Origin of the sequence: Arcicella aquatica (assembly GCF_034928825.1) — a bacterium.
Taxonomy (GTDB): domain Bacteria; phylum Bacteroidota; class Bacteroidia; order Cytophagales; family Spirosomataceae; genus Arcicella; species Arcicella aquatica.
In genome coordinates, this window is the sequence record NZ_JAYFUL010000024.1 from 36777 (window position 1) to 60421 (window position 23645).

18 protein-coding genes are annotated in these 23645 nt (G+C 36.0%); 4 read left to right on the forward strand and 14 right to left on the reverse strand.

Features of this window, described 5'->3' with window-relative positions; translation table 11 throughout:
• Positions 1 to 49: 49 nt before the first annotated feature.
• The 14 genes from VB264_RS14745 to VB264_RS14810 form a co-directional block, all read right to left on the reverse strand.
• Positions 50 to 1495, reverse strand: coding sequence for an arylsulfatase (locus VB264_RS14745; protein ID WP_323250565.1), 1446 nt, complete (start codon positions 1493 to 1495; stop codon positions 50 to 52).
• 100 nt (positions 1496 to 1595) lie between these two features.
• Positions 1596 to 2315, reverse strand: coding sequence for a RagB/SusD family nutrient uptake outer membrane protein (locus tag VB264_RS14750; protein WP_323250566.1), 720 nt, complete (start codon positions 2313 to 2315; stop codon positions 1596 to 1598).
• Positions 2272 to 2502 (reverse strand): transposase family protein, encoded by a 231-nt coding sequence (locus tag VB264_RS14755; RefSeq protein ID WP_323250567.1) that lies wholly within the window; start codon positions 2500 to 2502, stop codon positions 2272 to 2274. Before VB264_RS14755 ends, VB264_RS14750 begins: the two co-directional genes overlap by 44 nt.
• 212 nt (positions 2503 to 2714) lie before the next feature.
• Complete coding sequence (locus tag VB264_RS14760) at positions 2715 to 3185, reverse strand: DUF6841 family protein (protein ID WP_323250568.1); 471 nt, start codon at positions 3183 to 3185, stop codon at positions 2715 to 2717.
• Positions 3186 to 3281: 96 nt separating this feature from the next.
• Positions 3282 to 4850 carry a RagB/SusD family nutrient uptake outer membrane protein gene (locus tag VB264_RS14765; protein WP_323250569.1) on the reverse strand — a complete coding sequence of 523 codons (1569 nt, stop codon included), beginning with the start codon at positions 4848 to 4850 and terminating at the stop codon, positions 3282 to 3284.
• Between the two features lie 149 nt (positions 4851 to 4999).
• Complete coding sequence (locus VB264_RS14770; RefSeq protein ID WP_323250570.1) at positions 5000 to 8071, reverse strand: SusC/RagA family TonB-linked outer membrane protein; 3072 nt, start codon at positions 8069 to 8071, stop codon at positions 5000 to 5002.
• Positions 8072 to 8379: 308 nt separating this feature from the next.
• A complete protein-coding gene (locus VB264_RS14775; protein ID WP_323250571.1) occupies positions 8380 to 9087 on the reverse strand; it encodes a thioredoxin domain-containing protein in 708 nt (235 codons plus the stop codon).
• A gap of 35 nt (positions 9088 to 9122) precedes the next feature.
• Positions 9123 to 10025, reverse strand: a complete 903-nt coding sequence (locus tag VB264_RS14780; RefSeq protein WP_323250572.1) for a sterol desaturase family protein — start codon at positions 10023 to 10025, stop codon at positions 9123 to 9125.
• Positions 10026 to 10200: 175 nt separating this feature from the next.
• The gene (locus tag VB264_RS14785; protein ID WP_323250573.1) at positions 10201 to 10374 is read right to left on the reverse strand and encodes a hypothetical protein; all 174 of its coding nucleotides are present in this window, start codon (positions 10372 to 10374) and stop codon (positions 10201 to 10203) included.
• A gap of 26 nt (positions 10375 to 10400) precedes the next feature.
• The gene (locus VB264_RS14790) at positions 10401 to 10523 is read right to left on the reverse strand and encodes a hypothetical protein (RefSeq protein WP_323250574.1); all 123 of its coding nucleotides are present in this window, start codon (positions 10521 to 10523) and stop codon (positions 10401 to 10403) included.
• Positions 10524 to 10605: 82 nt separating this feature from the next.
• Positions 10606 to 11529 (reverse strand): hypothetical protein, encoded by a 924-nt coding sequence (locus tag VB264_RS14795; protein WP_323250575.1) that lies wholly within the window; start codon positions 11527 to 11529, stop codon positions 10606 to 10608.
• 460 nt (positions 11530 to 11989) lie between these two features.
• The gene (locus VB264_RS14800) at positions 11990 to 12874 is read right to left on the reverse strand and encodes a formylglycine-generating enzyme family protein (RefSeq protein WP_407654657.1); all 885 of its coding nucleotides are present in this window, start codon (positions 12872 to 12874) and stop codon (positions 11990 to 11992) included.
• Between the two features lie 293 nt (positions 12875 to 13167).
• Positions 13168 to 14796, reverse strand: a complete 1629-nt coding sequence (locus tag VB264_RS14805) for an arylsulfatase (RefSeq protein WP_323250577.1) — start codon at positions 14794 to 14796, stop codon at positions 13168 to 13170.
• A gap of 78 nt (positions 14797 to 14874) precedes the next feature.
• Positions 14875 to 16479 carry an arylsulfatase gene (locus VB264_RS14810; protein WP_323250578.1) on the reverse strand — a complete coding sequence of 535 codons (1605 nt, stop codon included), beginning with the start codon at positions 16477 to 16479 and terminating at the stop codon, positions 14875 to 14877.
• 614 nt (positions 16480 to 17093) lie between these two features.
• Here VB264_RS14810 and VB264_RS14815 point away from each other — a divergent pair.
• The 4 genes from VB264_RS14815 (at position 17094) to VB264_RS14830 (ending at position 23604) form a co-directional block, all read left to right on the forward strand.
• Positions 17094 to 18431 carry a hypothetical protein gene (locus tag VB264_RS14815; RefSeq protein ID WP_323250579.1) on the forward strand — a complete coding sequence of 446 codons (1338 nt, stop codon included), beginning with the start codon at positions 17094 to 17096 and terminating at the stop codon, positions 18429 to 18431.
• Between the two features lie 217 nt (positions 18432 to 18648).
• Positions 18649 to 20292 (forward strand): TldD/PmbA family protein, encoded by a 1644-nt coding sequence (locus tag VB264_RS14820; protein WP_323250580.1) that lies wholly within the window; start codon positions 18649 to 18651, stop codon positions 20290 to 20292.
• Positions 20293 to 20387: 95 nt separating this feature from the next.
• The gene (locus tag VB264_RS14825) at positions 20388 to 21707 is read left to right on the forward strand and encodes a TldD/PmbA family protein (RefSeq protein WP_323250581.1); all 1320 of its coding nucleotides are present in this window, start codon (positions 20388 to 20390) and stop codon (positions 21705 to 21707) included.
• Positions 21708 to 21963: 256 nt separating this feature from the next.
• A complete protein-coding gene (locus VB264_RS14830) occupies positions 21964 to 23604 on the forward strand; it encodes a TldD/PmbA family protein (RefSeq protein ID WP_323250582.1) in 1641 nt (546 codons plus the stop codon).
• The last annotated feature ends 41 nt before the right edge of the window (positions 23605 to 23645 follow it).

The following is a 23645-nucleotide window of genomic DNA, read 5'->3' on the forward strand; positions in this document are numbered from 1 at the left end:
GGCTCTCTTTTAGTTTTGACGAGCTGTCGCTTAAATGTTTTATGTAAACCTACTTATTTTGTTTTAAAAAAGGAAATAAAGTAGATTCTACATGTGACTCATTGATTAGTTTACTTAATTCTTTTACTTTATCAGGATATTGTTTAGCTAGATTTTTACTTTCCTTAGGGTCTTTTGCTAAATCATACAGCTCAATAGCACCATCAGGATTTATTGACGCATTCAATTTTACAGCTTTCCAGTTTCCTTGTCTTACTGCCTGAATTCCGCCATTTTCATGAAATTCCCAATAGAGATAAGCATGGCTTGACTGTGCTTTATTACCTTTTAAGGTAGGAGCGAACGATAGTCCATCAATATTTTTAGCTACTTTTACACCTGCCAATTCACTGAAAGTAGGGAACAAATCCCAAAAAGCACCAATATGATTATTTTGAGAATTAGGCTTAATAACGTTTGTCCAACGGGCAATAAATGGTTCTCTAATGCCACCCTCGTATAAATCACGCTTATAGCCTTTAAAACCACCGCCACTATTGAAAAAATCAGGGTCTGCTCCCCCTTCTTTGTGTGGGCCATTATCACTTGTAAAAATAACCAAGGTATTTTTATCTAGGCCTTCCTGTTTCAGTTTATCTAAAATCTGCCCAACATATAAGTCAAGTCTACTAACCATTGCTGCAAAAGCCGCATGTGGATATTCCTGAGAAGTATAACCTCCTTTTGTTGCCTTTACACCATAATCATTTCCTTTAAAAGGCTTTTTAGCTAATTTGCTTTTATAATATTCAAAAATACTATCGTTAGGAACAAGTAGTTCAGCGTGTGGCAGAATATAAGGTAAGAATAAAAAGAAAGGCTTATCCTTTTCTCTATGATCAACAAAATCTAACGCCTTTTGTTGAATAATATCTGGCGCATATTCTTTATTCTCACGGAGGTTCTGATTAGCTTCTAATATTATCTTTTTACCGTTTTCCCATAGATGATTAGGGTAGTAGCGATGTGCCAAAGTCTGGCAGTTATAACCAAAAAACTGGTCGAACCCTTGTTTATTGGGGTCGCCTTCAGAGCCTACTGGTCCTAAGCCCCATTTACCAAAGGCAGCCGTTTGATAACCCGCTTTCTGGAGAACTTCTGCCACTGTTAAAACTGAATCTGCGATAGGCTCTTGTCCTTCTGGGTCAACGCCTTTATTGCCTCTGATATAAGTATGACCCGTATGCAGACCCGTTAGCAAAGAAGAACGGGAAGGCGCACAAACACTAGTCCCTGCATAAAACTGCGTAAACCGTACCCCTTGTTTAGCAAGTTTATCAATATTTGGCGTCTTGATAAGCTTTTGACCATTTACCCCAATATCGCCATAGCCTAAGTCATCCGCTAAAATAAAGATGATATTAGGACGAGGGGCTTTGTTATTTTTGGTTACTTGAGCTGGCGAGCTTCTAATAAAGAAGAGTGCAAAAGCAAGGCTCAGAATTATTTTTTGCATATTATAATGAGAAATAATTAATTACGATTGAGATTATAAAACAAAAAAGCATAGGTAATAAATCAACTTATTACCTATGCTTGCTAAAGACATTAAATGATTAATTATACCCTGGATTTTGTAAGTATAATCCTGCTTTTGTACCGATTTCTGTAGCTGGAACGGGATAAATTAAAAAGTCTGATGTTACGGTATTGATGGTTGTGATAGCATCATTTTTTATCCATGAGTTCATTTTAGTAACAGCGTTCCCAGAACGAACTAAATCGTTCCAACGGATACCCTCTCCTAAAAACTCTTTTCTTCTTTCTTCTAACAAAGTATCGAAACTAACATTACTGATACTCGGTAAACCTGCACGATTTCTTACCTGATTCACCAAGGCATCTACTTCTGTTTGAGTACCTTTAGCGCCTTTTAAAATTGCTTCAGCCTTAAGTAACAAAATATCAGCATAGCGTAACACGATAAAATTGATTGGCCAATCTTTACCACTTGTCCCCTTTTTAGCAATATCAATATATTTTTTAATAAAAGGCTGAGAATATGATAATTGAATATTGAAGGCATTTCTTACATCAGCAGCGTTGGTCAAGTAAGAAGCTTTTAATTCCTTTGAGATATTAAAATTACTTGAGCCATAACCATTACCATATGAATTTGAAATTCCCTGACCCGTCCAGAAAGCCACGGGAACTAGATGGCTAGGAAATCCTGCTCCATTTGAAGAACTCATGAATTGTACATCAAAAATTACTTCTTTGTTATTCTCATTGTCATAAGCGAATACCGATGGATAGGTTGATAACAATTGATTCATTGAACCGTTGTTTGACAAGGTCTTTATCTAAAGCAAGTAATTGTTGCCCTAAAGTTAAATGACTTGGTACTCCGTGTTTTAGACCGAAAATATCAGTAAAATAGGCTTCATTAGCTTTAGCAAACTTATGGATGGAACGATAGCCAATATAGCCACAGGAAATCCCTAAAAAGATAATCCAAAGCATACTCTCAAATGGATAGCGTTGACCTTGACCTCTGCAAGGGTCAGGAAGGCTTTTAAAAAATCATTAATCTCCATTACAAAATATTATTTGGACAAAATTAATACAATATTAGAACTTAACAACCCTGCTAACCAAAGTACTTGACTAGGGTAGGATGTCAGTTTGCAAAAATGCCTTTAATTGAAAATCTCATGATAGTTTTTGAGTAAGAATTATTCAGCAAAGCTTGAGCGTAGCTTTACGCCCCATTTCCCGTTTTCTTTAGTAACTACATATAATGATTCGTAGGTCTTAATCAATGAGCCATCTGCACGGTAGCGTGAAAATTGGGTATCGACATGAACTTTATCATCAGAGGCTTGGATGATATTTCTATGATTCCACTTGCTATGATGCCAGCCTGTTTTGCCCAGTTGTATAAACACCGTTGAATCTAAAATACCAGCTTTTTCTAATATTGACATTTTGCCACTTGCCAAACGATAATGTGGGAAATGGTAAGTAGCCTGCCAAGCTTTAGCATCCTTTGCGTTGAAGGTATTCATATAGTCGTCCAATACTTTAAATACTTCTTTTTTTACGTCAGGATTACTTTCATGTGTGCCTTTCCCATCAAAAGTTTTCTTGACAAATGAGAAAAGCGTTACTGAAAACAGCAAACCTATAATGATATTCTTTTGCATAATTGAATGAATTTAAAAAAAAATAAAGATGTGTCAGTAATTTGTGAGTTGTGGACGAATAGTTACTTTATTCGTCCACAACTCATTCAAAATCAATTATTTCCAAAGCGTATTTTGTTCCAATTTTGGATTATTATCAATCTCAGACTGTGGAATTGGGTACAAGCGATGCTTGTCTGTCGCATTGGTTTTACCAACCTTAACTAGGTTGCTCACAAACGTACTTTTACCTGTAGCATCTTTCTGGCGAATCAAATCGAACCAACGTTGGTATTCAAAGACTAACTCTAAACGGCGATCTAGATACAGGGCTTCACGGAATTGGTCTTTAGTCAGCCCTTCCGTAAGGTTGGGTAAGCCTGCTCTGTTTCTAACTTTATTCAAAGATTTATAGGCCTTAGCTGTAGGACCATTCAATTCATTTTCAGCTTCTGCATGAATTAGTAATACTTCTGCATAACGAATGATGGCTACGTTTGCCGCAGATTCACTAGTCAATGAAAGTGAGTTTGGATCCCAAGTTTTATTAAAAAATGGAGTTGAGTCATTCTGTACGGCAGTGTTTACAATTGGTAAAGCGTATTTTCTGCCATTTATTGGGCTGGTAAAGTTGGTAACAAACGTTACTCTTTTTCTTTTATCGGTAGGCTGATACAACTTATATACACTAAAAAATTTATCATTACCTACAGTATAAAAACGAACCATATCTGCATAAGCCCCTGTCAAACCTGGAATACCCGTCAAGATTGAGCGTGGATTTTGGTTATTTCCTTGTCCCAAAGAGTTTGATTTGAACTGAGCCGAGAAAATATGCTCTTTACCGTTTTTGGTTGCTGGTAAAAACACATCTGCATAATTAGCAATCAAGTCGTAGCCATAAGCTCCTGTCCCACCATCAGCAGATGATAATACTTCTTCAGCTTTTTTAACGGCATCCTGATAGTGTTGTGTTAGATTCAGCGGTAAAGATGCTTTTGTTAAATAAACTTTTGCTAACAAAGCTTTAGCAGCACCAGCAGTGGCTCTACCTACATCAGGTGATGAATATGAAATGGGTAAAGCACTAGCAGCTTCGGTTAAATCTTTTTCGATTTGCTGATATACCTCTGTTGAAGGCGATTTTGCAATGGCGTAATCGCCTGCGTTAATATATTTCTGATAGCTTGTAATCAATGGAACATCGCCATACAAGCGTACCAAATTGAAGTAGTATAAAGCTCTCAAAAATTTAGTTTCTGCCAATAATCTATTTTTTAGTGTAGTGTCAAAAGTAATGCTAGGGATTTTTTCTAAGGACACATTCGCTTTTTTAATAGCAGCATAGTGCTGTTGCCATAATTCATATACACGAAGATTAGAAGATGAATGTGCCAAAACAGCTAACGACCGAACATCTGGGTTAGTAGCTCCTGGCCCTGGGTCTTCATCATCCCCTGCAAAATTCATCCCTGTATTGAACAAGGTATTGTAGGGGGTTTGAACAGAACTTCCACCTGAATTTAATAAGAAGTAAACAGCATTTACGGCGTTAATCGCATCTGTTTGGGTTTTGTAATATTGTTCTTCTGAAATAATTGACTCAGGACTTTCTTTTAAAAATGATTGGCAAGAGCTAGCAGCAAATCCTACGCTAGCAAGAGCTATATATTTTAATAATTTCATGATGATCTAATTTAATAGCTGTAAGCATTAAGCTATAAGTTTTGACTAATAATTTTGCTTACAACCTAAGGCTTATAATCTTTAAAGCTTTTTTAAAATTTGACTAATATTTTTTTGCTTAATGCTTATAGCTTATCGCTCACAGCTTTTTAGAATGATAATGATACCCCAACTTGATAAGACTTATTGTTTGGATATACACCCGAGTCAATACCTTTGTTAATCAATGATTGACCGTTCAAACTTACTTCTGGGTCATAGCCAGTATATTTTGTCCAAGTAGCAGCATTTTGTGCTGATACATATACTCTTAGGCTTTTGATATTTGCTTTTTTGACAATTTTAGCTGGAATTGTATATCCAAGCGAGATATTTTTCAAACGATAATATGTAGCATCTTCGATAAAACGATCTGAAATTGTAATAGCTGGGTCTTGATAAGCTGCCTTTACATCTGTATTGGTATTCGTAGGCGTCCATCTGTTTAATAAATCAGTTGAACTGTTTGTATAACCCGTTCCCAATTCAAGGTTCGCTCTGTTGGCATTATAGATTTTACCTCCAATAGACGCTTGGAAGAAAATAGCTAAGTCAAACCCTTTGTAATTGAAAGTGTTGGTTAACCCTGCTGTAAAAGCGGGTTGGTTTGAAATCACCACACGGTCGTAAGCCTGACTGATTACACCATCTGGAACACCATTCGGTCCACTGATATCTTTGTATTTTTGTCCACCTGGACTTTTGTTAGCTTGTGGAGTAAGGGCAACATCGCCAGATTGGATAACGCCATCTGTTTGATATACAATAAATGACCCCAACGGATAGCCTACTTTTGCAATAGAAGGAGAAGAAATAGAAGGAATGATTTGATCTACACCGTCGCCAAGATTTAAGATTTTATTGCTGTTGTTAGAATATACCAAAGTAGTATTCCATTTCAAATCGCTATCAATATTGTGTGAATTGATGTATAGTTCAAATCCTTGGTTGGCCACAGCTCCGATGTTTTGGTAAATAACAGAAGCTTGTCCGTTATAAAAATCAGATAGTCCAGAAGTACCCGGTACTGTTCTTGTCAACAATAAATCGGTTGTTTTTTTGTAATAATAATCTGCCACAAGCGAAATACGGTTATTGAAAAGACCCACATCAATCCCCCCATCAATTTGGAAGGTTTTCTCCCAACCTAAATTCGGATTAGGTACAGTATTTGGTGCATAACCCGAAACCGTTGTATTAGAGAAGTTGTATCGGAAATAGCTTAACTGAGATAATGATTGATATGAAGGGATATTTTGGTTACCCGTCGAACCAGCGCTCAATCTTACTTTAAAGCTACTTACGTTCTTGACATTTTGGAAGAATTTCTCATTACTTACATTCCATCCAAAGGCTGCAGAAGGGAAATATCCCCACTTATTGCCATCTCCAAATCTTGAAGAACCATCCGCACGAAGTGTCAACGTTACCAAATATTTATCATCATGAACATAGTTTACTCTTCCTAAATAAGAAGCTAATGCCCATTCGCTCGCAAATGAACTTGGCGTTCTAGCAGTAATTCCTGTGCCTAAGTTATTATATGAAAAGGCATCAGTAGCAAAACCAGCAGCCTCGGCTACTGCTCCTTTTGATTTTGACTGCTGTGCAGTAAAACCCACAACTGCATTGATTTTATTTTTAGCATTAATCTCTTTGTCGTAGCTTAATGTATTCTCATTCAACCAGTTGCTAGTGAACGCAGTACCCACGATAGCATCTCCTGAAAGTGCTAAACCTTCCGCTGTACTGCTTGGCAAGTAACGATTCTGTTTGTTATCAACGATATCAATACCAAATAACACTTTTGCTTTCAAACCTTCAGCAAGCGTATATTCACCCGCTACGTTTCCTAAGATACGGTTGGTAATTGTTTCATTCAATTGATTGTATAAAGAGTTAATCGGGTTTTGTAAACCTGACTCAAACGGGCTGTTTACTACAAAAGTACCATCGTCTTTATAAATAGGCAATGACGGAGGAGTAAGTAGTAAATTACCTACAATAGCCGCTGGTGCTACTTGTGATTTAGTTGTACTTACTGATAAGCTAGATGTGATTTTAAAACGTTTACTATAGTCGTGGTCTAAGCCAAATCTACCTGAGTAACGGATGAAATCAGTATTTTGAAGTACACCATCTTGTTTAAAGTAGTTTCCTGAAATCGATAATCTTGTTTTATCTGACCCTGAAAGGATTGATAAACTATGGCTTTGAATGGCTGCTTTTCTGAATGCAGCTGCTTGCCAGTCTGTTCCAACACCCGAAGTATCTAAAGAATAGCCTGTAACCGATGGTAGAGAAGTGGTCTTACCAGAGTTTTTAGCAGCATCTTTTCTAAGTGCCCACCATTCTCTTGCATTCAAAACAGGGAGTGTTCTGATTACTTCTTGAACACCATAGTAAGCATCATAGTTAATAGAAGATTTCCCTTTTGAGCCATTTTTAGTAGTTACAATCACCACTCCATTAGCACCACGTGAACCATAAATGGCAGTAGCAGAAGCATCTTTTAATACATCTATTGATTCAATATCAGCAGTATTAATAGATGATAATGGGTTGATTTTTGAACCATTGGTTACTCCAGCATCATTCAATGAATAATCATTGTTGATAGGAAAACCGTCAATCACATATAATGGGTCACTACCAGCAGTGATAGAATTGTTACCACGGATTTGAACACTAACCCCACCACCTGGCTGTCCTGAAGTTTGCGTAACGATTGCACCAGCAACAGAACCTTGTAAAAGACGTTCTACTGAAGCCACTGGCTGAGATTTTATTTCTAGAGGTACAGATGCGATTGAACCTGTAATATCACTTCTTTTCTGAGTACCGTAGCCAACTACAATTACCTCATCAAGGCGTTGTCCTTTTGATTCTATCAAAGAAATGTTAAGATTTTCAAATTCAATAATTTCTATTTCTTTTTTCTTGTATCCTACAAACGTAGCGATAACAGTAAACGGAGGTTTTTGAGAGGTTTTGAGAATAAACTTACCAGTGGCATCTGTCGTTACTCCTATAGAAGTTCCTTTTATAGCTATTGCAGCACCTATGATTGGTTCTTTCGTTCTGGAATCAATAATTTTTCCTGTCAATTGTTGAGATTTAGCATTCATCGAAATGAATGCTAAAGTCAACATAAAAATTAATCTTAGTAATTTGTTTTTCATTTTTATTCTATGGATTATATATATTATTAAGTGGCTTCATTTATACAAAATGAATACTGGGGGTAACAGTAAGGATTATTTGATTATGAAGCTGTTTAAACTTTCCATTTCTAAGGTGAAAGTATTGTATTTTTGAATTGATTTTTTCAAAATTTGGGAAGCATAGCATCGCTACGTTGAGTAAATTTTGGAACAAGCTATTCTAAAAGACTTAGTTTAATCCGAAAGGGAAAGTTTAAACAGCTTCTATAATAAAGTTTAATCATCGGATAGAGTAATTACTACTTATCCGATGATTTAAGAAAATACTACAAGGCTTGTGCCAGAGCAGTATCTAAAACACCTTTCAATTCAGCAATTCCACTTTTTTCAAAAGTCACTTTCCCTTGTTTATACAAAATAAGATAAGGGAATGAAGTAACCTTCTTCAAGGATGCAATTAATTGCGGACTTTCTTCAAGTTCTATTTCCACAATTTTTAGCGCATCACCATGTTCTTTTCTTAAGGTTTCCAGTACAGGTTTTACTTTTTTACATGACCCACAATATCTTGATCCAACATCTACTAAAACAAGTTTGTTAGAAGCTAAAATATTGTTAAAATCATTGAGTGTTAATCCTTTTTTAGCGGTAGTAAAAACCGTTTTGCCTTGTCCTACCCATGCACCAATACCACCATCTAATACATATACTTCTTTGAAACCTTTACTTGCTAAATCTTTCGCAAATACTACACTTCTGCCATTAGCGATTGAATAAACAAACACTGGTTGACTAGGGTTAAGCTTTTCAATAAAAGACGCATCTTGCGGAATTAGATTGATTGCTCCATTGATATGGTTTTGAGTAAACTCTTCCGCACTTCTGGCATCAATAATCTGCGGTTTTGCTTGTTGCTGAATTTTTGAAGCAAAAATAGCTACTGAAACTAAGTTTTTTGTCTCCGTATCGCTTTTCTGTGCCAATGTAGTAGTTAGTACGAGTGATAGTACAATAAATTTTAAGGTCTTAATCATTGTTATGAATTTAAGATTTGAATAATGTTTAGTAATTAAGCGTATTCCAAAGCTACTGGTATTGATGACGGCTCATCTTCTGCTACTTCAGGCCCATTAGCTGATAATTCGCTTCCTTCCTTTTTAGATTTAAATATTGGCCACAATAACTGTGCATACCATTCTTCACTTTGATAGTTTTTGATACCATAAGCTGCTGGATACTGGCGTGTAATGAGTGCCGTACCGAAAATAATATCCCATAAAAAGAACATATTGCCGAAGTTTCCTTTGTAATGACCAACACCATCATCCGTTGAATCAGCGTGGTGTGCATGGTGAGTAGCAGGTGTTGAAATAGTACGTTCTAGTATCCATGCCACAGGATGTAACCATTTGTTTTCGTAAAATGGCTTATCCCATTTTATACTTGAGTGAGCCAATTTAGTAATCAATGATTTCAGTCCTTTTACGAATAAGGCTGGATAGCCCAAGCCTAAATAAACCAATACGGTAGTTACATAAGACTGAGAAAAGAAAATCGTGTAAATAATATTTTGTCTCGAAGCCATAGCCATTCCCATATATGGAGCAGAATGGTGTGTACGATGAAAACGCCACATAAATGGTACTTGGTGGTGTAAACGGTGATACCAATATTGTGTTAAATCATCATAAATAGCAATAATTAACGCACCGAAAACGAAGGGAATCCAAGTAAATTCATTTTTGGCATGAGGTAACACAAATGGTAATACTTTCAACCCGAAATATGCGACTACCGGGCCAACTACTAATTTGGGTAATGTATAGCAAGCAATGTCTAATAGTTTTTCGTTATTATTCCATTTTTTGCCGTATAGACCTAAAGAGAATTCTGCAAAGCCTAAAATGAATGTTAATGCTGTAAGGCCCCAGCCGTTAAGGTTTTTAAAAATTTCTTCGATAAAATGTACCATATTATTTGTTAGCTTTAAGGTAAATATTAGTCATATTAATATATAGATTTAATAGATTAAAAAGGCGAGAACATTTACTTACTACAAGAAATCTGGAACGAACCAAAATATTTTCAATAATTAAATATTATTTACATCTTTTGTCTAGCGTCTTGCATCTCATGTCTTTATCTATCTATTCCTTGGCACTTGCCGAAGTCGTTGTCGTATTTTTCACTTTGTTAAGCCAAGGTTTTTCACCTTTATAATAAAACCATCCCCAAAGTAAGATAACAGGGAGTGCGTAAATAAATAGACTAATTAATGCGTCTCGAAAAATTTTCCGAGCAAGGCTTTTTTCTAAGGTCATTTTGAGTGATTTTAGGAAATGGCTAATTAATTTAATAAATGTTCTACCAATAAAATACCTCCCGTTAGGATAGTAACTGGTATTAAAAATACAAGGGTACTGATAAGCACTTTTTTCCCAATAGTGCTAAAATCTTGAAGAGTCATCATGCTGCGTATAAGTTAGGTTCAACTACATCAGCCTGTTTGAGGCTGATGTAGCGATATGAAAAGAAGTAAGACAAAGAAAAGGCTAGTTTTTGCTTTTAAATGAATTGTTTGATTCTACAAAAGCACTTTTATTATCATTTGCATCATTCAAGCCTACAAAGCCTAATTCTTTCACATAAGCTTGTCCTTCGTGTTTTGTCCAGTTCACAAAACGCTTCAATTCTCCATTTTCAGCATTTTTATGGGTGATAAAATACACGTTTTCTGTAGGAATAGCTTTGCTAGTAGGGTTTTTTTCTAAGAAAGAAATAAGTAAATCTAGGTTGCCATAAATTTGTTCTTCTTTATCTAATTTCCCGTTGTTGTTTAAATCAATCGGGAAGATAGTAAAGTCTTTCAAAGGCTGTCTTGTTTGTAAATTATATAAGTAACCTAGGTTATTATACGTAATGCCTAGTGGGTCACGTTTGATAGCTTCTAATAGATTTTTGTCATCTCCCGTAATTCCTTTGCCTACAATGTTTTCAGCATCATCTCCTAAGTAACTAGCAAAAGAGATAGAAGAGCAAACTTTGCTAGCACGCGTATATACTTGGTATTTCGGTGCGTCTTTGTCTTGTTCAAGTGCATCTTCAGGATCTTCTAAGAAGTATTTTTTCAATTCTTCTTTCTTTACACCTTTCTTTACTAATGTCTGAGCTAAAGGAGTCTTTTCATTACCAACGGGTAATAAGGCAAATCTGCTTACTGGTGTAATTTCTTTGTCATCACCAAACGCAGTTGGCTCAGCATGGTATGCGATGATCTGAATGGTAACAGATTCACCAACATTTTTTGCTAATTGTACATCCGCTTTAGGATATATTTTTTTATACTCAGTAATCCATTTTTCAATAAGGGGATAGGTAAAGCGTGTTCCGCCTAAACTTACTTTATTATTATTGTCTTGGGCTTGGGCTGTAAGTGCGCCAAGTAAAAGAAAAAGACCTGTTAATTTTGCTTTCATTTTTTGATTTGTTTACGTTACATGTAAATAATTGTAAGGAATAAGCATACAAATACCTAGAAGCTCTGACCATAAAGCATATCAAGTATTTTGAATCTTATTTAAGAAAATAATTTGATGTTTGGCTATCAACAACAGCAACAGCAAGAAAAGGAAGCAAGAGATTGAACCACCTTGAGTGTGAAGTCGTGACCATTATTTTTTGAGCATTCCATTTGACTAACGCTTAATTAAAAGTTACGGTAAATTAGACAATCATACATTGTTGGTGGCTAACAAGATAATTGCGATGAAATTATAAGTCTATAATTTCGATAGACAAAGATGGTTTAATGTTTTTAGAAAACCAAATATTTTCAAAAAAATATTCGGTCTAAAAAAATTAATTTACTGATAATCAACACAATGGAAAAATAATATCCAAAAAGTACAAATATTATTTCCAATATTTCAATGATTACTAATTTTTATCTTTTACACATCTAAATCCTAAATTATTACTAGCACTGCTCGTTTCTCCTTTGCCTCTACTTCCTGCTATATAGCGTATGCAATACTGGTCACTGCATAAGAACGAGCCACCTCTTTGCACGTGCTTTACTACGTTGGGCTCTTCGGGGTCATAGCTTGAACTTGGTCCTTTAGGATTAACTTTCGGACTATTTTTGTAATAATTTGGTCTATACAAATCGCTACACCACTCCCAAACGTTTCCATCCATGTCATATAATCCATAAGGATTCTTTGGGAAAGATTTTACGGGTGCTACATCATTGAAACCATCTTCCAAGGTATTACCACTCGGGAAATTCCCTTGAAAAATATTAGCAAACCATTTATTATTAGGCTTTAATACATTTCCCCAATAATATTTAGTAGCAGTTTTCCCCCCTCGTGCAGCAAACTCCCATTCAGCTTCAGTGGGTAATCGCTTACCTGCCCATTTGGCATAAGCTAGTGCATCTTCATAACAAACCTGTACAACTGGTTCATTTTCATGTCCTTTTATATTGCTAGTAGGTCCTTTGGGATGTTGCCAGTTAGCACCTGCCACATAATCCCACCATTGAAGGTGATTATCCAATCCTACATTTTCAGTGGGAGGGGTAAAAACGGCTGAGCCTGCCACCAATTTATCAATCGGTACTCCTGGATAATCTGCTGGGTCTAAAGGACGTTCCGCTACAGTTTTATAGCCAGTTGCTTTTACAAATCGAGCAAATTCAGCATTGGTTACTTCATGCTCATCCATTAAAAATCCTTTTACAGTTACCGTATGTTTAGGTTGAGCATCTGGATATTCATCAGTACCCATCGTAAATGTTCCACCCGGAATTTCTACCATGTTTTGATAGCTTAATGCTTTGCCTGCCGAGACATTGGTTTTATCAGAAGCAAACTTATTTTTAACAAATGTTGGACTTTTTACTTTGCAAACGGCAATTTTATCTCCAGCAGAAGGTTTTTGTTGAACAGTCTGGGCATTGCCTTGGAGCATTAACCAAGCAAAACCACTAACTCCTAAAGCGGTATAAATTATTTTTCTCATGTTGAATAGTAGCTTTTTAGCATTAAGCTTTGAGATTACTTTACAAAAATACTTTTAAATTTCACACTCAAAACTCACAGCTTGATTTATTATTTGCTTTTTCTAACTGGTAAAAGCGGAGCACTTGGTTTAATAGTATCATAATCTACTACACCATTTGCGGCAGCCCATTTGAAATAGTCATTAGAAAGCGCATCTACTATCAATGGATTTTTGGCTGCTACATTCTGTGTTTCACCTCTATCTTTATCTAAATCAAACAACTGCCATTGATAAGAAGGATAGATAGAAACTAATTTCCATTTGCCTTTTCTTACGGCTCTATTGCCTGCTCTTTCCCAGAAAATACCTTCTTCGCGTTGTATTTCCTTGTTGTCAAAAAGCAACCCTGTCAAACTTTTGCCCGGTAATTGATTGGTTTTTACGCCATTAAATGTTTCAGGATATTTTGCTTCTGCCAATTCATAAAAAGTAGGTGCTAAATCAATTAAATGTGCCGTGCCTTTACTGATAGTCCCCGATTTTATTTTCTTTGGAAACCATGCGATAAATGGCGAGCTGATACCACCTTCGAAAGCAAAAGATTTGAATGAACGAAAAGGTGAATTTGATAAGAATGACCAGTTTTTACCTTGCGATTCAAATGAGCCAGAAGTCCCTACTGGACCAGCATTTTTCCCTACTTTATTCCCCAAATGTGCTACATCTTCCGCAGGAGCACCGTTGTCAGAAATAAAAACAATTAAGGTGTTTTCATCTTGTTTCAGTGCCTTTAGGCTTGCTATTAACTTCCCGATGCCTTGGTCAACTCTATCCAACATGGCAGCATACACTTCCATTTTAGCTTTCCAAAGTTCTTTTTCATCATAGGTTAAATTATCCCATTCAGGAATCTCTGCATCTTTTTCTGCAATGGTTTGTTTTTCGTCCAGAATGCCTAATGATTTTAATTTAGCCAAACGATTCTTTCTGAGAGCATCCCAACCCAAATCGTATTTGCCTTTATACTTAGCAATATCTTCTGGCAAAGCTTGTAATGGCCAATGTGGTGCCGTATAAGCTAAGTATAAAAAGAAAGGCTTTTCTTGATTAGCTGGTTCGCTAATGAATTTTATAGCATGATTCGTTACTTCATCCGTAAAATAATATGAGTTTGGTTTTGGATGAATCTGTTGATTATTTTCAATCAAGCTAACAGGATATGGACGTCCAAGTGGAATATCTTCAGCATCAAAATAATTAGCACCACCCCCTAAAATACCATAAAATTGATCAAAGCCTCTTTGAGTAGGCCATACAGATTTATCTTTTCCTACATGCCATTTTCCAGAAAGATAAGTATTATAGCCCGCTGTTTTAAGTACTTCGCCGAAAGTTAATGACTCTTTATTCAAAAAACCTTGGTATGGAGGCGAACCCAAATCAATATCAAAATAACCAACTCCAGCTTTATGAGGATATTGCCCCGTAATCAATGACGCACGTGTAGGAGCACAGATTGAATTATTGTAAAATTCTTTAAACCTGATGCCTTCAAAAGCCAGCTTGTCGATATTAGGCGTATTGATTTCTGAACCATACGCACCAAGGTCAGAATAACCCATATCGTCTACCATGACTAAAATGATATTTGGCTTTTTGTTTTGGGCAAAAGTATATTGAGTAGATAGGCCTAAGGCAAATAAAATCCCCATCCAAGTAAATGCTTTATTTTTCATAATAATGATTATGCTAACAAATGGTCTTCTTTTAAATAATATTTCTTAAAACACTCAAAGCTCGATTCTCACAGCTCCTTAAAACCTCGTTCCATTTCCGATTTGAACCGCAGGTTTTATTTTATCATAATTTTCTACATTATTTTTCTTTGTCCATGCTTCATAGTCAGCGATTAGTGCTTTTACTATCTCTGGATTCTTGGCTGACAAATCTACTGTTTCACCACGGTCTATATCCAAATCATAGAGTTCCCATCTTTTTTCTGGATAGGTAGATACTAATTTCCATTTTCCCTTTCTTACGGCTCTGTTACCACCACGTTCCCAGAAGATGGGCTGTTCACGATTCACTTCAGTACCTTCAAATAATAATTTTTTCAAGCTGACACCTGCTAAAGCATTGGTTTTTAAACCATTATAATTTTCTGGATATTTTGCACCTGCTACATCATAAAAAGTAGGTGCTAAGTCAATTAAATGTCCTGTTCCACGAGCGATACCCCCGGCTTTAATTTTTTTAGGGAACCAAGCTATAAATGGCGAGCTGATGCCTCCTTCATGGAAATTGTTTTTATAAGAGCGAAATGGCGTATTAGACAATGAAGCCCAACTTTGGTCTTGGTATTCATAAGAACCTGAGGACCCAATAGGACCAGAATTTCTAGCACGTTTTCTGCCTAAAGGTGAATACCCACCTTGAGCACCATTGTCGGAAATGAAAACGATTAATGTATTTTCATCCTTTTTAAGCTCCTTTAATTTGGCTAATACTCTTCCTACGTTTTGATCAACACGGTCGAGCATGGCAGCATATACTTCCATTTTCTTTTGCCACAATTGTTGCTCATCATAAGTAAAAGCATCCCAACTAGGCACTTCTTCATCGCGTGTAGCAATAGGTTGTTTAGGGTCTACCAATCCTAATTGTACTTGTTTAGCATGACGAATGACTTTTAGAGAATCCCACCCTAGTTTATATTTACCACGATATTTGGCAATGTCTTCTGGTAAAGCTTGTAAAGGCCAGTGTGGAGCATTGAAAGCTAAGTACAAGAAAAATGGTTTTGAACTCTTGTTTTGTTCTTCAATAAATGACAGTGCTTTATCTGTAATAGTATTTGTTAGATATTCTCCCTCTTTTAGGTTAATTCTTTTATTGTTTTCTACCAATTCCACTGGCGCATCTTTTGCATCGGCATAAAAATTACTAGCGCCACCGATGAAGCCATAGAATTTATCAAACCCTCTCTGATTTGGCCAATACAAACTATCGTTGCCTACATGCCATTTACCAGAAAGGAAAGTGTTGTATCCTGCTGTTTTAAGTACTTCGCCAAAAGTCAAAGATTCTTTATTTAAAAAGCCTTGATAAGCGGGCAAACCCAAATTGACATTAAAATATCCTACACCCGCCTTATGGGGATATTGACCCGTAATTAATGAGGCACGCGTAGGAGCGCAAATAGAGTTATTATAAAATTCTTTCAGCCTGATACCTTCAAAAGCTAGTTTGTCAATATTAGGAGTATTGATTTCTGAACCATAAGTACCTAAGTCTGAGTAACCCATGTCATCTACCATTACTAAAATAATATTGGGAGGCGTTGAGCTTTTTTTCTTTTGTGCAAAAGATGCCATTCCCAGCGACAAAAGAGTAAATAAGAATATGTATTTAATTTTCATGAAATGGATAATTCTATTTAAACTATGGATTAAGTTATATAAAATTTTTAAATTAATACTTTGTGTATTATAGAACATGCAAGATGTAATCCATAATGTTATGGAATAAATGATAGTCCAGAAATGAGGAGATAGGCTATTGTTATTAGCTACAACAGCAACAATTTTGATTTGAAAAAATGGAGCTTGCCACTGTACGGAAACTTTCCCTACATTTTAGAAAAATGTATAAATTATTTGTGTTCATAATTATTTTTTTAAAACTGTATTGACTCTTTTACTTGTTGGTGGCTAACAAGTAAAACTATTAGTCTATAATTTCTATAGGCAAATATGGTTTGTTGTTTTTAATTTTGCAAATTTTTTATTTAAAATATGTATTTCTTGCTTATGGCGAGCATCTAGCAAAACAAAAGAGAAATAAGATGTTTTTAAGTGAAGTCGATAGTGGTTAGCAACTATTGTATAAAACAAATAATAGGAAAATGTTAAATGATTATTTATTTTAGTATGATTTTAAACTAGCGTTTGTGTCCTTAAGGAAGAAAATGTATTGTTAAATGCTTATACCTAACTGAATTATAAAGCATTATAACATTAATAATTGTATGATAATGAATTTACCGAAAGAGCAAACAGGAATTTTTTCTGTGAAGATTTCTGTACAAAATGTTTATCGGATATGTTTGGGTGTATTCTGTTGTAATCTTTTTTTTCTATTCGGAACTTGGCTGAGTAAACAAACTTTTATTGAAAGTGCCAAGTTTTCTGTACAGCTTATAATTGTTCTTTTAGATCTTACTAATGAGAACATCGTAGCATCATGGTATGCTTCAATGCTGTATTTCTCAATAGCCATAATTGCATTCTTATGTTTCTTAATTGATAACCAACACTCTGAAACATTGGCAAATAAGGTTTTCAATAGCCTCTGGATTATTATTTCTGCTATATTTTTCACATTATCTTTTGATGAGATGGGTTCATTTCATGAAGTAATAGGTGAAACCGCACTGCTTAAAAAATTAGGAGATGGAATAAGTACAGGCTGGTATCTGTTTTATGCTTTTATAGCCATTATAGGTTTAATAATGTTGTTATTCTTTTTTGTGAAATTCAGGCGCTATAAAATAGTATTATCGTTAAGCTTTATTGGTGTGATTTTACTGTTGAGTAATCCATTACAAGAGCAATATGAAATGTCATCATGGCAAAACGCACCAAACCCTGCTACTTGGAAACGCCCAATGCTATTCTTATTAATCGAAGAGGGATCTGAAATATTTGCTTCATTTTTTTTATTTGTTTCATTCATAGTTTACTTACTTAAAAAGAGAACAGTTTCATCAGTGGGGCAAATGTTTATAAAAATGGAGTTTGCTCTAAGTAAGCATTTTCTTGGGTATCAAGTTTTTACTTTAATAGCATTAGGTATACTTATGCAGGTAGTATATCACTTTCCATGGACTATTTCTGGAAGAAGCGACACAGGGTTACCACAAAACTGGTTTCCATGTATTGCTAGTTTTAGTGCTTTTATTATTTGCTTATATTTCGACTTTTCTTTTAAGAAAAAAATGGGCTTTTTAAGAAGTATTTATATAATCCTTGCTTTTGTATGCCTGTCAACTTCAATCTATTTTGGCAGTAATATGTATTATTATGATACAACCTTTATTGCCAAAATTAAATTTATGCTTTTTGGTGCTATAATATTAATTGGTACAATTGCAATCTTAGAATTTAAAGGATACATCATCAGGGTACTTATACTAGGCTGGATTACTTTTTTTGCTTTATCTATTTATTGCTCTGATTTCAACGCAACCGTTTGTGGATATGTATCCTTTTCGTTTCTTCTCATTGCTTTTTTACTTCACTATAAACGTCTTTTATTATTGAAAGAAGGCTATCACTACATAGTTTTATTCTTTCCTTTCTTTCTTATCTAATAGGATAAAATCGTACACTTTTCTTTATAATTTCAAAAAACTCTAACAGATGTCGATAAACTTGTGCTTTTTGTCGAATAAGGAGATGGTTTTTGCGTTTTTATTTACTATTTTTAGATTATGCTGTTTTAATCCATTTTTTAGGATAGGGTTAAACAGTCTATTTTGTCACGATTTTTACCTCATTTAATTTTAACTTCAATCAACAAACCCCAATATGAATAGAAGGGATTTTATCCAATTATCTGGTATGGGCTTAGGTGCCATGATGGGCTCGTCCGTTCCTGTTTTGGGAAATATGGTTACAGCAGAACGTTTGCTAGAACCTGCTGCAGATGTAGCCTTTAAAAAAAGAATGGCAGACATCGCTTTGAATGCTACCAAATCTCGTGGTGCTACTTATACCGACGTTCGAATCGGTAGATATTTACAACAATTCTTGTTTACCCGCGAAAACAAAGTTCAAAACATTGTTAATGCTGAATCGTATGGCGTGGGTATCCGTGTAATTGCTAACGGAACTTGGGGTTTTGCCGCAACAAGTGATGTTACACCTGAAGGTATAGCCAAATGTGCAGAAACTGCGGTAGCTATTGCTAAAGCGAATGCTAAAATCCAAAAAGAGCCTGTAATTCTTGCTCCACAAAAAGGTGTTGGTGAGGTTTCATGGAAAACTCCTATCCAGAAAAATGCATTTGAAGTACCTGTTCAAGAAAAAATAGATTTGTTGATGAAAGTAAACAGCGAAGCCCTGAAAAATGGTGCAGGGTTTGTTACTTCCAACCTGTTTTTAGTGAACGAGCAAAAATATTTTGCATCTTCAGATGGTTCTTATATTGACCAAGATGTACACCGCATCTGGCCTACTTTCACGGTAACTGCGGTTGATAAAGCGGCTGGCAAATTCAAAACACGTGATGCCATTAGTTCTCCAATGGGCATGGGTTATGAATATTTAGACGGCTTAGCAAGCGAAAAAATCGCTGCACCAAACGGCTTAGTAGGTTATCGCAATTCTTACGACATGGTAGAAGATGCTATCATGGCAGCTAAGCAGGCTAAGGAAAAAATGACAGCTAAATCGGTATTGGCTGGTAAGTATGATTTAGTACTTGACCCTAACCACTTAGGCTTGACTATTCACGAGTCGGTTGGTCACCCAACGGAGCTTGACCGTGTATTGGGCTACGAAGCCAATTATGCAGGAACTAGCTTTGCAACATTAGATAAATGGAAAACGAAGGCTTTCAACTATGGTAGCAAACAAGTAAATATTGTAGCTGACAAGACACAGCCCTATACGTTAGGTACAGTAGGGTATGATGACGAAGGCGTACCTTGTAAAGAATGGGATTTGATTAAAGATGGGATTTTGGTAAACTACCAAGCTATACGTGACCAAGTAAATATTCTAGGAGAAAATGCATCGCATGGATGTTGTTATGCCGACAACTGGAACTCAGTACAATTCCAAAGAATGCCAAATGTGTCTTTACGTCCTGGTAAAGAAAAGTTGAGTGTTTTTGACATGATTAAGGGCGTTGAAAAAGGTATTTATATCATTGGTCGTGGTTCATATTCTATCGACCAGCAACGTTATAACTTCCAATTTGGGGGTCAGTTATTCTATGAAATCAAAAACGGAGAGATTGTAGGAATGTTAGATGACGTAGCTTATCAATCAAATACACAGGAATTCTGGAATTCTTGCGCACAGATTTGTGATAAAGACGATTATCGTACATTCGGTTCGTTCTTTGACGGGAAAGGACAGCCTTCGCAAGTAAGTGCTGTTTCGCATGGAAGTGCCACGACTCGTTTCAACGGTGTAAATGTGATTAACACAGGACGTAAAATATAGCTCAGCTATGAGCCATAAGTTATCAGCTATGAGATTTTAACAACTCAAAGCTCATTGCTCGAAGCTTACAGCTTTCAACTTAATCTCGAAAAAAAATGTCAATTATATTAACAAAAGAAGAAGCTAAAAAGATAATAGACAAAGTTTTAGCATTTTCAAAAGCTGATGAAATGAGTGTGGCACTAAGTGGAAGTCGCACAGGAAATATTCGTTATGCTCGAAATTCTGTTTCTACAAGTGGGGAGTCATTAGACCTCTCTTTGGCAGTAACAGCAGTATTTGGCAAACGTGCTGGTACAGCAACCATCAATGAATTTGATGATAAATCATTAGAAAAAACTGTTAGAAGAGCAGAGGAAATAGCCAAATTGGCACCAGAAAACCCTGAATATGTACCGATGCTCGGGCCACAGAAATACATAGAATCTGGTACGTTTTCACAAAGTACAGCGAGTATTGATCCTGACTATCGTGCAAAAGCTGCTTTTGAAAGTATTGACCCATGTTCTAAAAAGAATTTGACAGCGGCAGGGTATTTAGAAGATTCTTCGGGCTTCAATGCCATTGGAAATAGCAAAGGGCTATTTGGTTATAACAAATCTACTTCCATCGACTTTTCAATTACAGTTCGAACAGCAGATGGTTTAGGTTCTGGCTATGCTATTCGTGATTTCAACGATGCTTCAAAGTTGAATACAAAGTCGGCTACTGAAGTAGCGATGCAAAAAGCTTTGGCTTCAAGTTCAGCAAAGGCATTAGAACCGGGAAAATATACTGTAATCCTTGAACCTGCGGCATCGATTGATTTATTGCAAAATATGATGCGAAGCTTAGATGCCAGAAGTGCAGACGAAGGAAGAAGTTTCTTGAGTAAAAAAGGCGGTGGTATTCGTTTAGGTGAAAAGTTGTTTGACGAAAGAGTAAGTATTTTTTCAGACCCAGCTAATATTGAAATTCCTAAAGCAGGGTTTTCGGGTGATGGTCGTCCACAAGAAAAAATCTATTGGATAGAAAACGGCGTGGTTAAAAACCTAACCTATTCAAGATTCTGGGCAGAGAAAAAAGGAGTGAAAGCTACACCACCACCATCAGGATTTATCATGGCTGGCGGTTCAGAATCACTAGCTGACTTGATTAAAGGTACTGAAAAAGGCATTTTGGTTACTCGTTTCTGGTATATCCGTGCCGTTGACCCTCAAACATTATTGTATACAGGACTTACACGTGACGGTACTTTTTATATAGAGAAAGGAAAAATTAAGTATCCAATCAAAAATTTCCGTTTCAACGAAAGCCCCGTAATTATGCTTAATAATTTAGAAGCAATGGGTGCTCCGATGCGCATAGGAGGTAGTTTGGTTCCTCCATTAAAAATAAGAGACTTTACCTTCAGTAGTTTATCTGATGCAGTATAGTTAATAGAAGGTGGATGGTCTGAATAGTCAGCCATTCACCTTCTATATTTAACCATTCATCAAAATCATACTTTTCAAAGTATTTATATCTTCATCAAAAACAATATATTTAGGTATTTGGAAAAACCTATCGAACAGGTTTGAGGAATTATTTATTGATATTTTGGTAATATCCAAAAGCATCTATAAGTAAAAATTCTTATCTGTTTCTTAAGCACTTTTCCTCTATCTATTCAACTAAAAAAACTAAAAAGCTTTGAAAAGAAGAGATTTTATTCAAATGTCAGGCTTGGGAATGGGAGCATTGATGCTTCCCAATATTCCAATCGTAGGAAGGCCTGTTTCCGCTGAGGCTCTTATGGATGGCTACGTAGATGTAGCAGTCAAAAAAAGATTAGCTGATGCTGCACTCAATGCCGCTAAAGCTAAAGGAGCAACTTACACAGATGTAAGAATTGGGCGTTATCTCAATCAATATGTTGTAACGCGTGAAGACAAAGTTCAAAACATTGTCAACACAGAATCTTATGGCGTAGGCGTGAGAGTAATTGCCAATGGTTGTTGGGGTTTTGCAGCCGTAGTGGATGCCAAATCAGAAGCTGATACAGCAAGAGCCGCTGAAGAAGCTGTAGCTATCGCTAAGGCAAATGCTAAATTGATGACCCAGCCTGTACAATTGGCTCCTCAGAATGGCTATGGCGAAGTAAGCTGGAAAGCTCCTATTCAAAAAAATGCTTTTGAAGTACCAATCAAAGAAAAAGTAGATTTATTACTAGGAGTAAATGATGCCGCCATGAAAAATGGTGCTAATTATGTAAACTCAGTACTTTTCTTAGTAAATGAGCAAAAGTATTTTGCTTCTTCTGATGGCTCGTATATAGATCAAGATGTTCATAGAATCTGGCCAATCTTTAATGTAACGGCTATCGACCCTAAGTCTGGGAAATTTGAGACGCGTAGAACATTAAGTGCTCCGATGGGAATGGGCTATGAATACCTACAAACCAATCCTAGCGATAAAATAACAGGCATTACTACTCGCTACAACAAGGGTTATGATATGTTAGAGGATGTTATCGCAGCCTCAAAACAAGCTAAAGAAAAACTTACTGCCAAGTCTGTTGAAGCAGGTAAATACGATTTAGTATTAGACCCATCACACTTATGGTTAACCATTCACGAATCTGTGGGTCACCCATTAGAGCTTGACCGTGTATTGGGTTATGAAGCCAATTTTGCAGGTACTTCATTTGCTACACTTGACAAATGGCAAAGTAAAAATTTCAATTATGGCAGTAAACAAGTAAATCTATTTGCTGATAAAACTCAAGTAGGTTCGTTAGGTGCTGTAGGTTGGGACGACGAAGGAGTAAAAACCAAACAATGGGATTTAGTAAAAGAAGGTACTTTGGTAAATTATCAAGCCATTCGTGACCAAGCACATATTATTGGTGAAAAAGAATCTCATGGTTGTTGCTATGCAGATAGCTGGTCGTCTGTACAATTTCAGCGTATGGCAAATGTTTCGCTTGCTCCAGGCAAAGAAGCATTGTCAGTAGATGAAATGATTAAAGATGTTAAGAAAGGGATTTATATTGTTGGTGATGGTTCGTTCTCGATTGATCAACAGCGTTATAATTTCCAATTTGGCGGACAATTGTATTATGAGATTAAAGATGGAAAAATTGTAGGAATGCTAAAAGATGTAGCCTATCAATCTAATACACAAGAGTTCTGGAATTCTTGCGTAAAGGTTTGTGATGATCGTGATTATCGTTTGGGCGGTTCGTTCTTTGATGGTAAAGGTCAGCCTTCGCAATCAAGTGCAGTTTCTCATGGTAGTTCTACGGCTCGTTTTAATGGTGTAAATGTAATTAATACAGCACGTAAGATTTAATCTAGCTATGAGCAGTGAGCCTTCAGCTTTGAGTTTTTTAT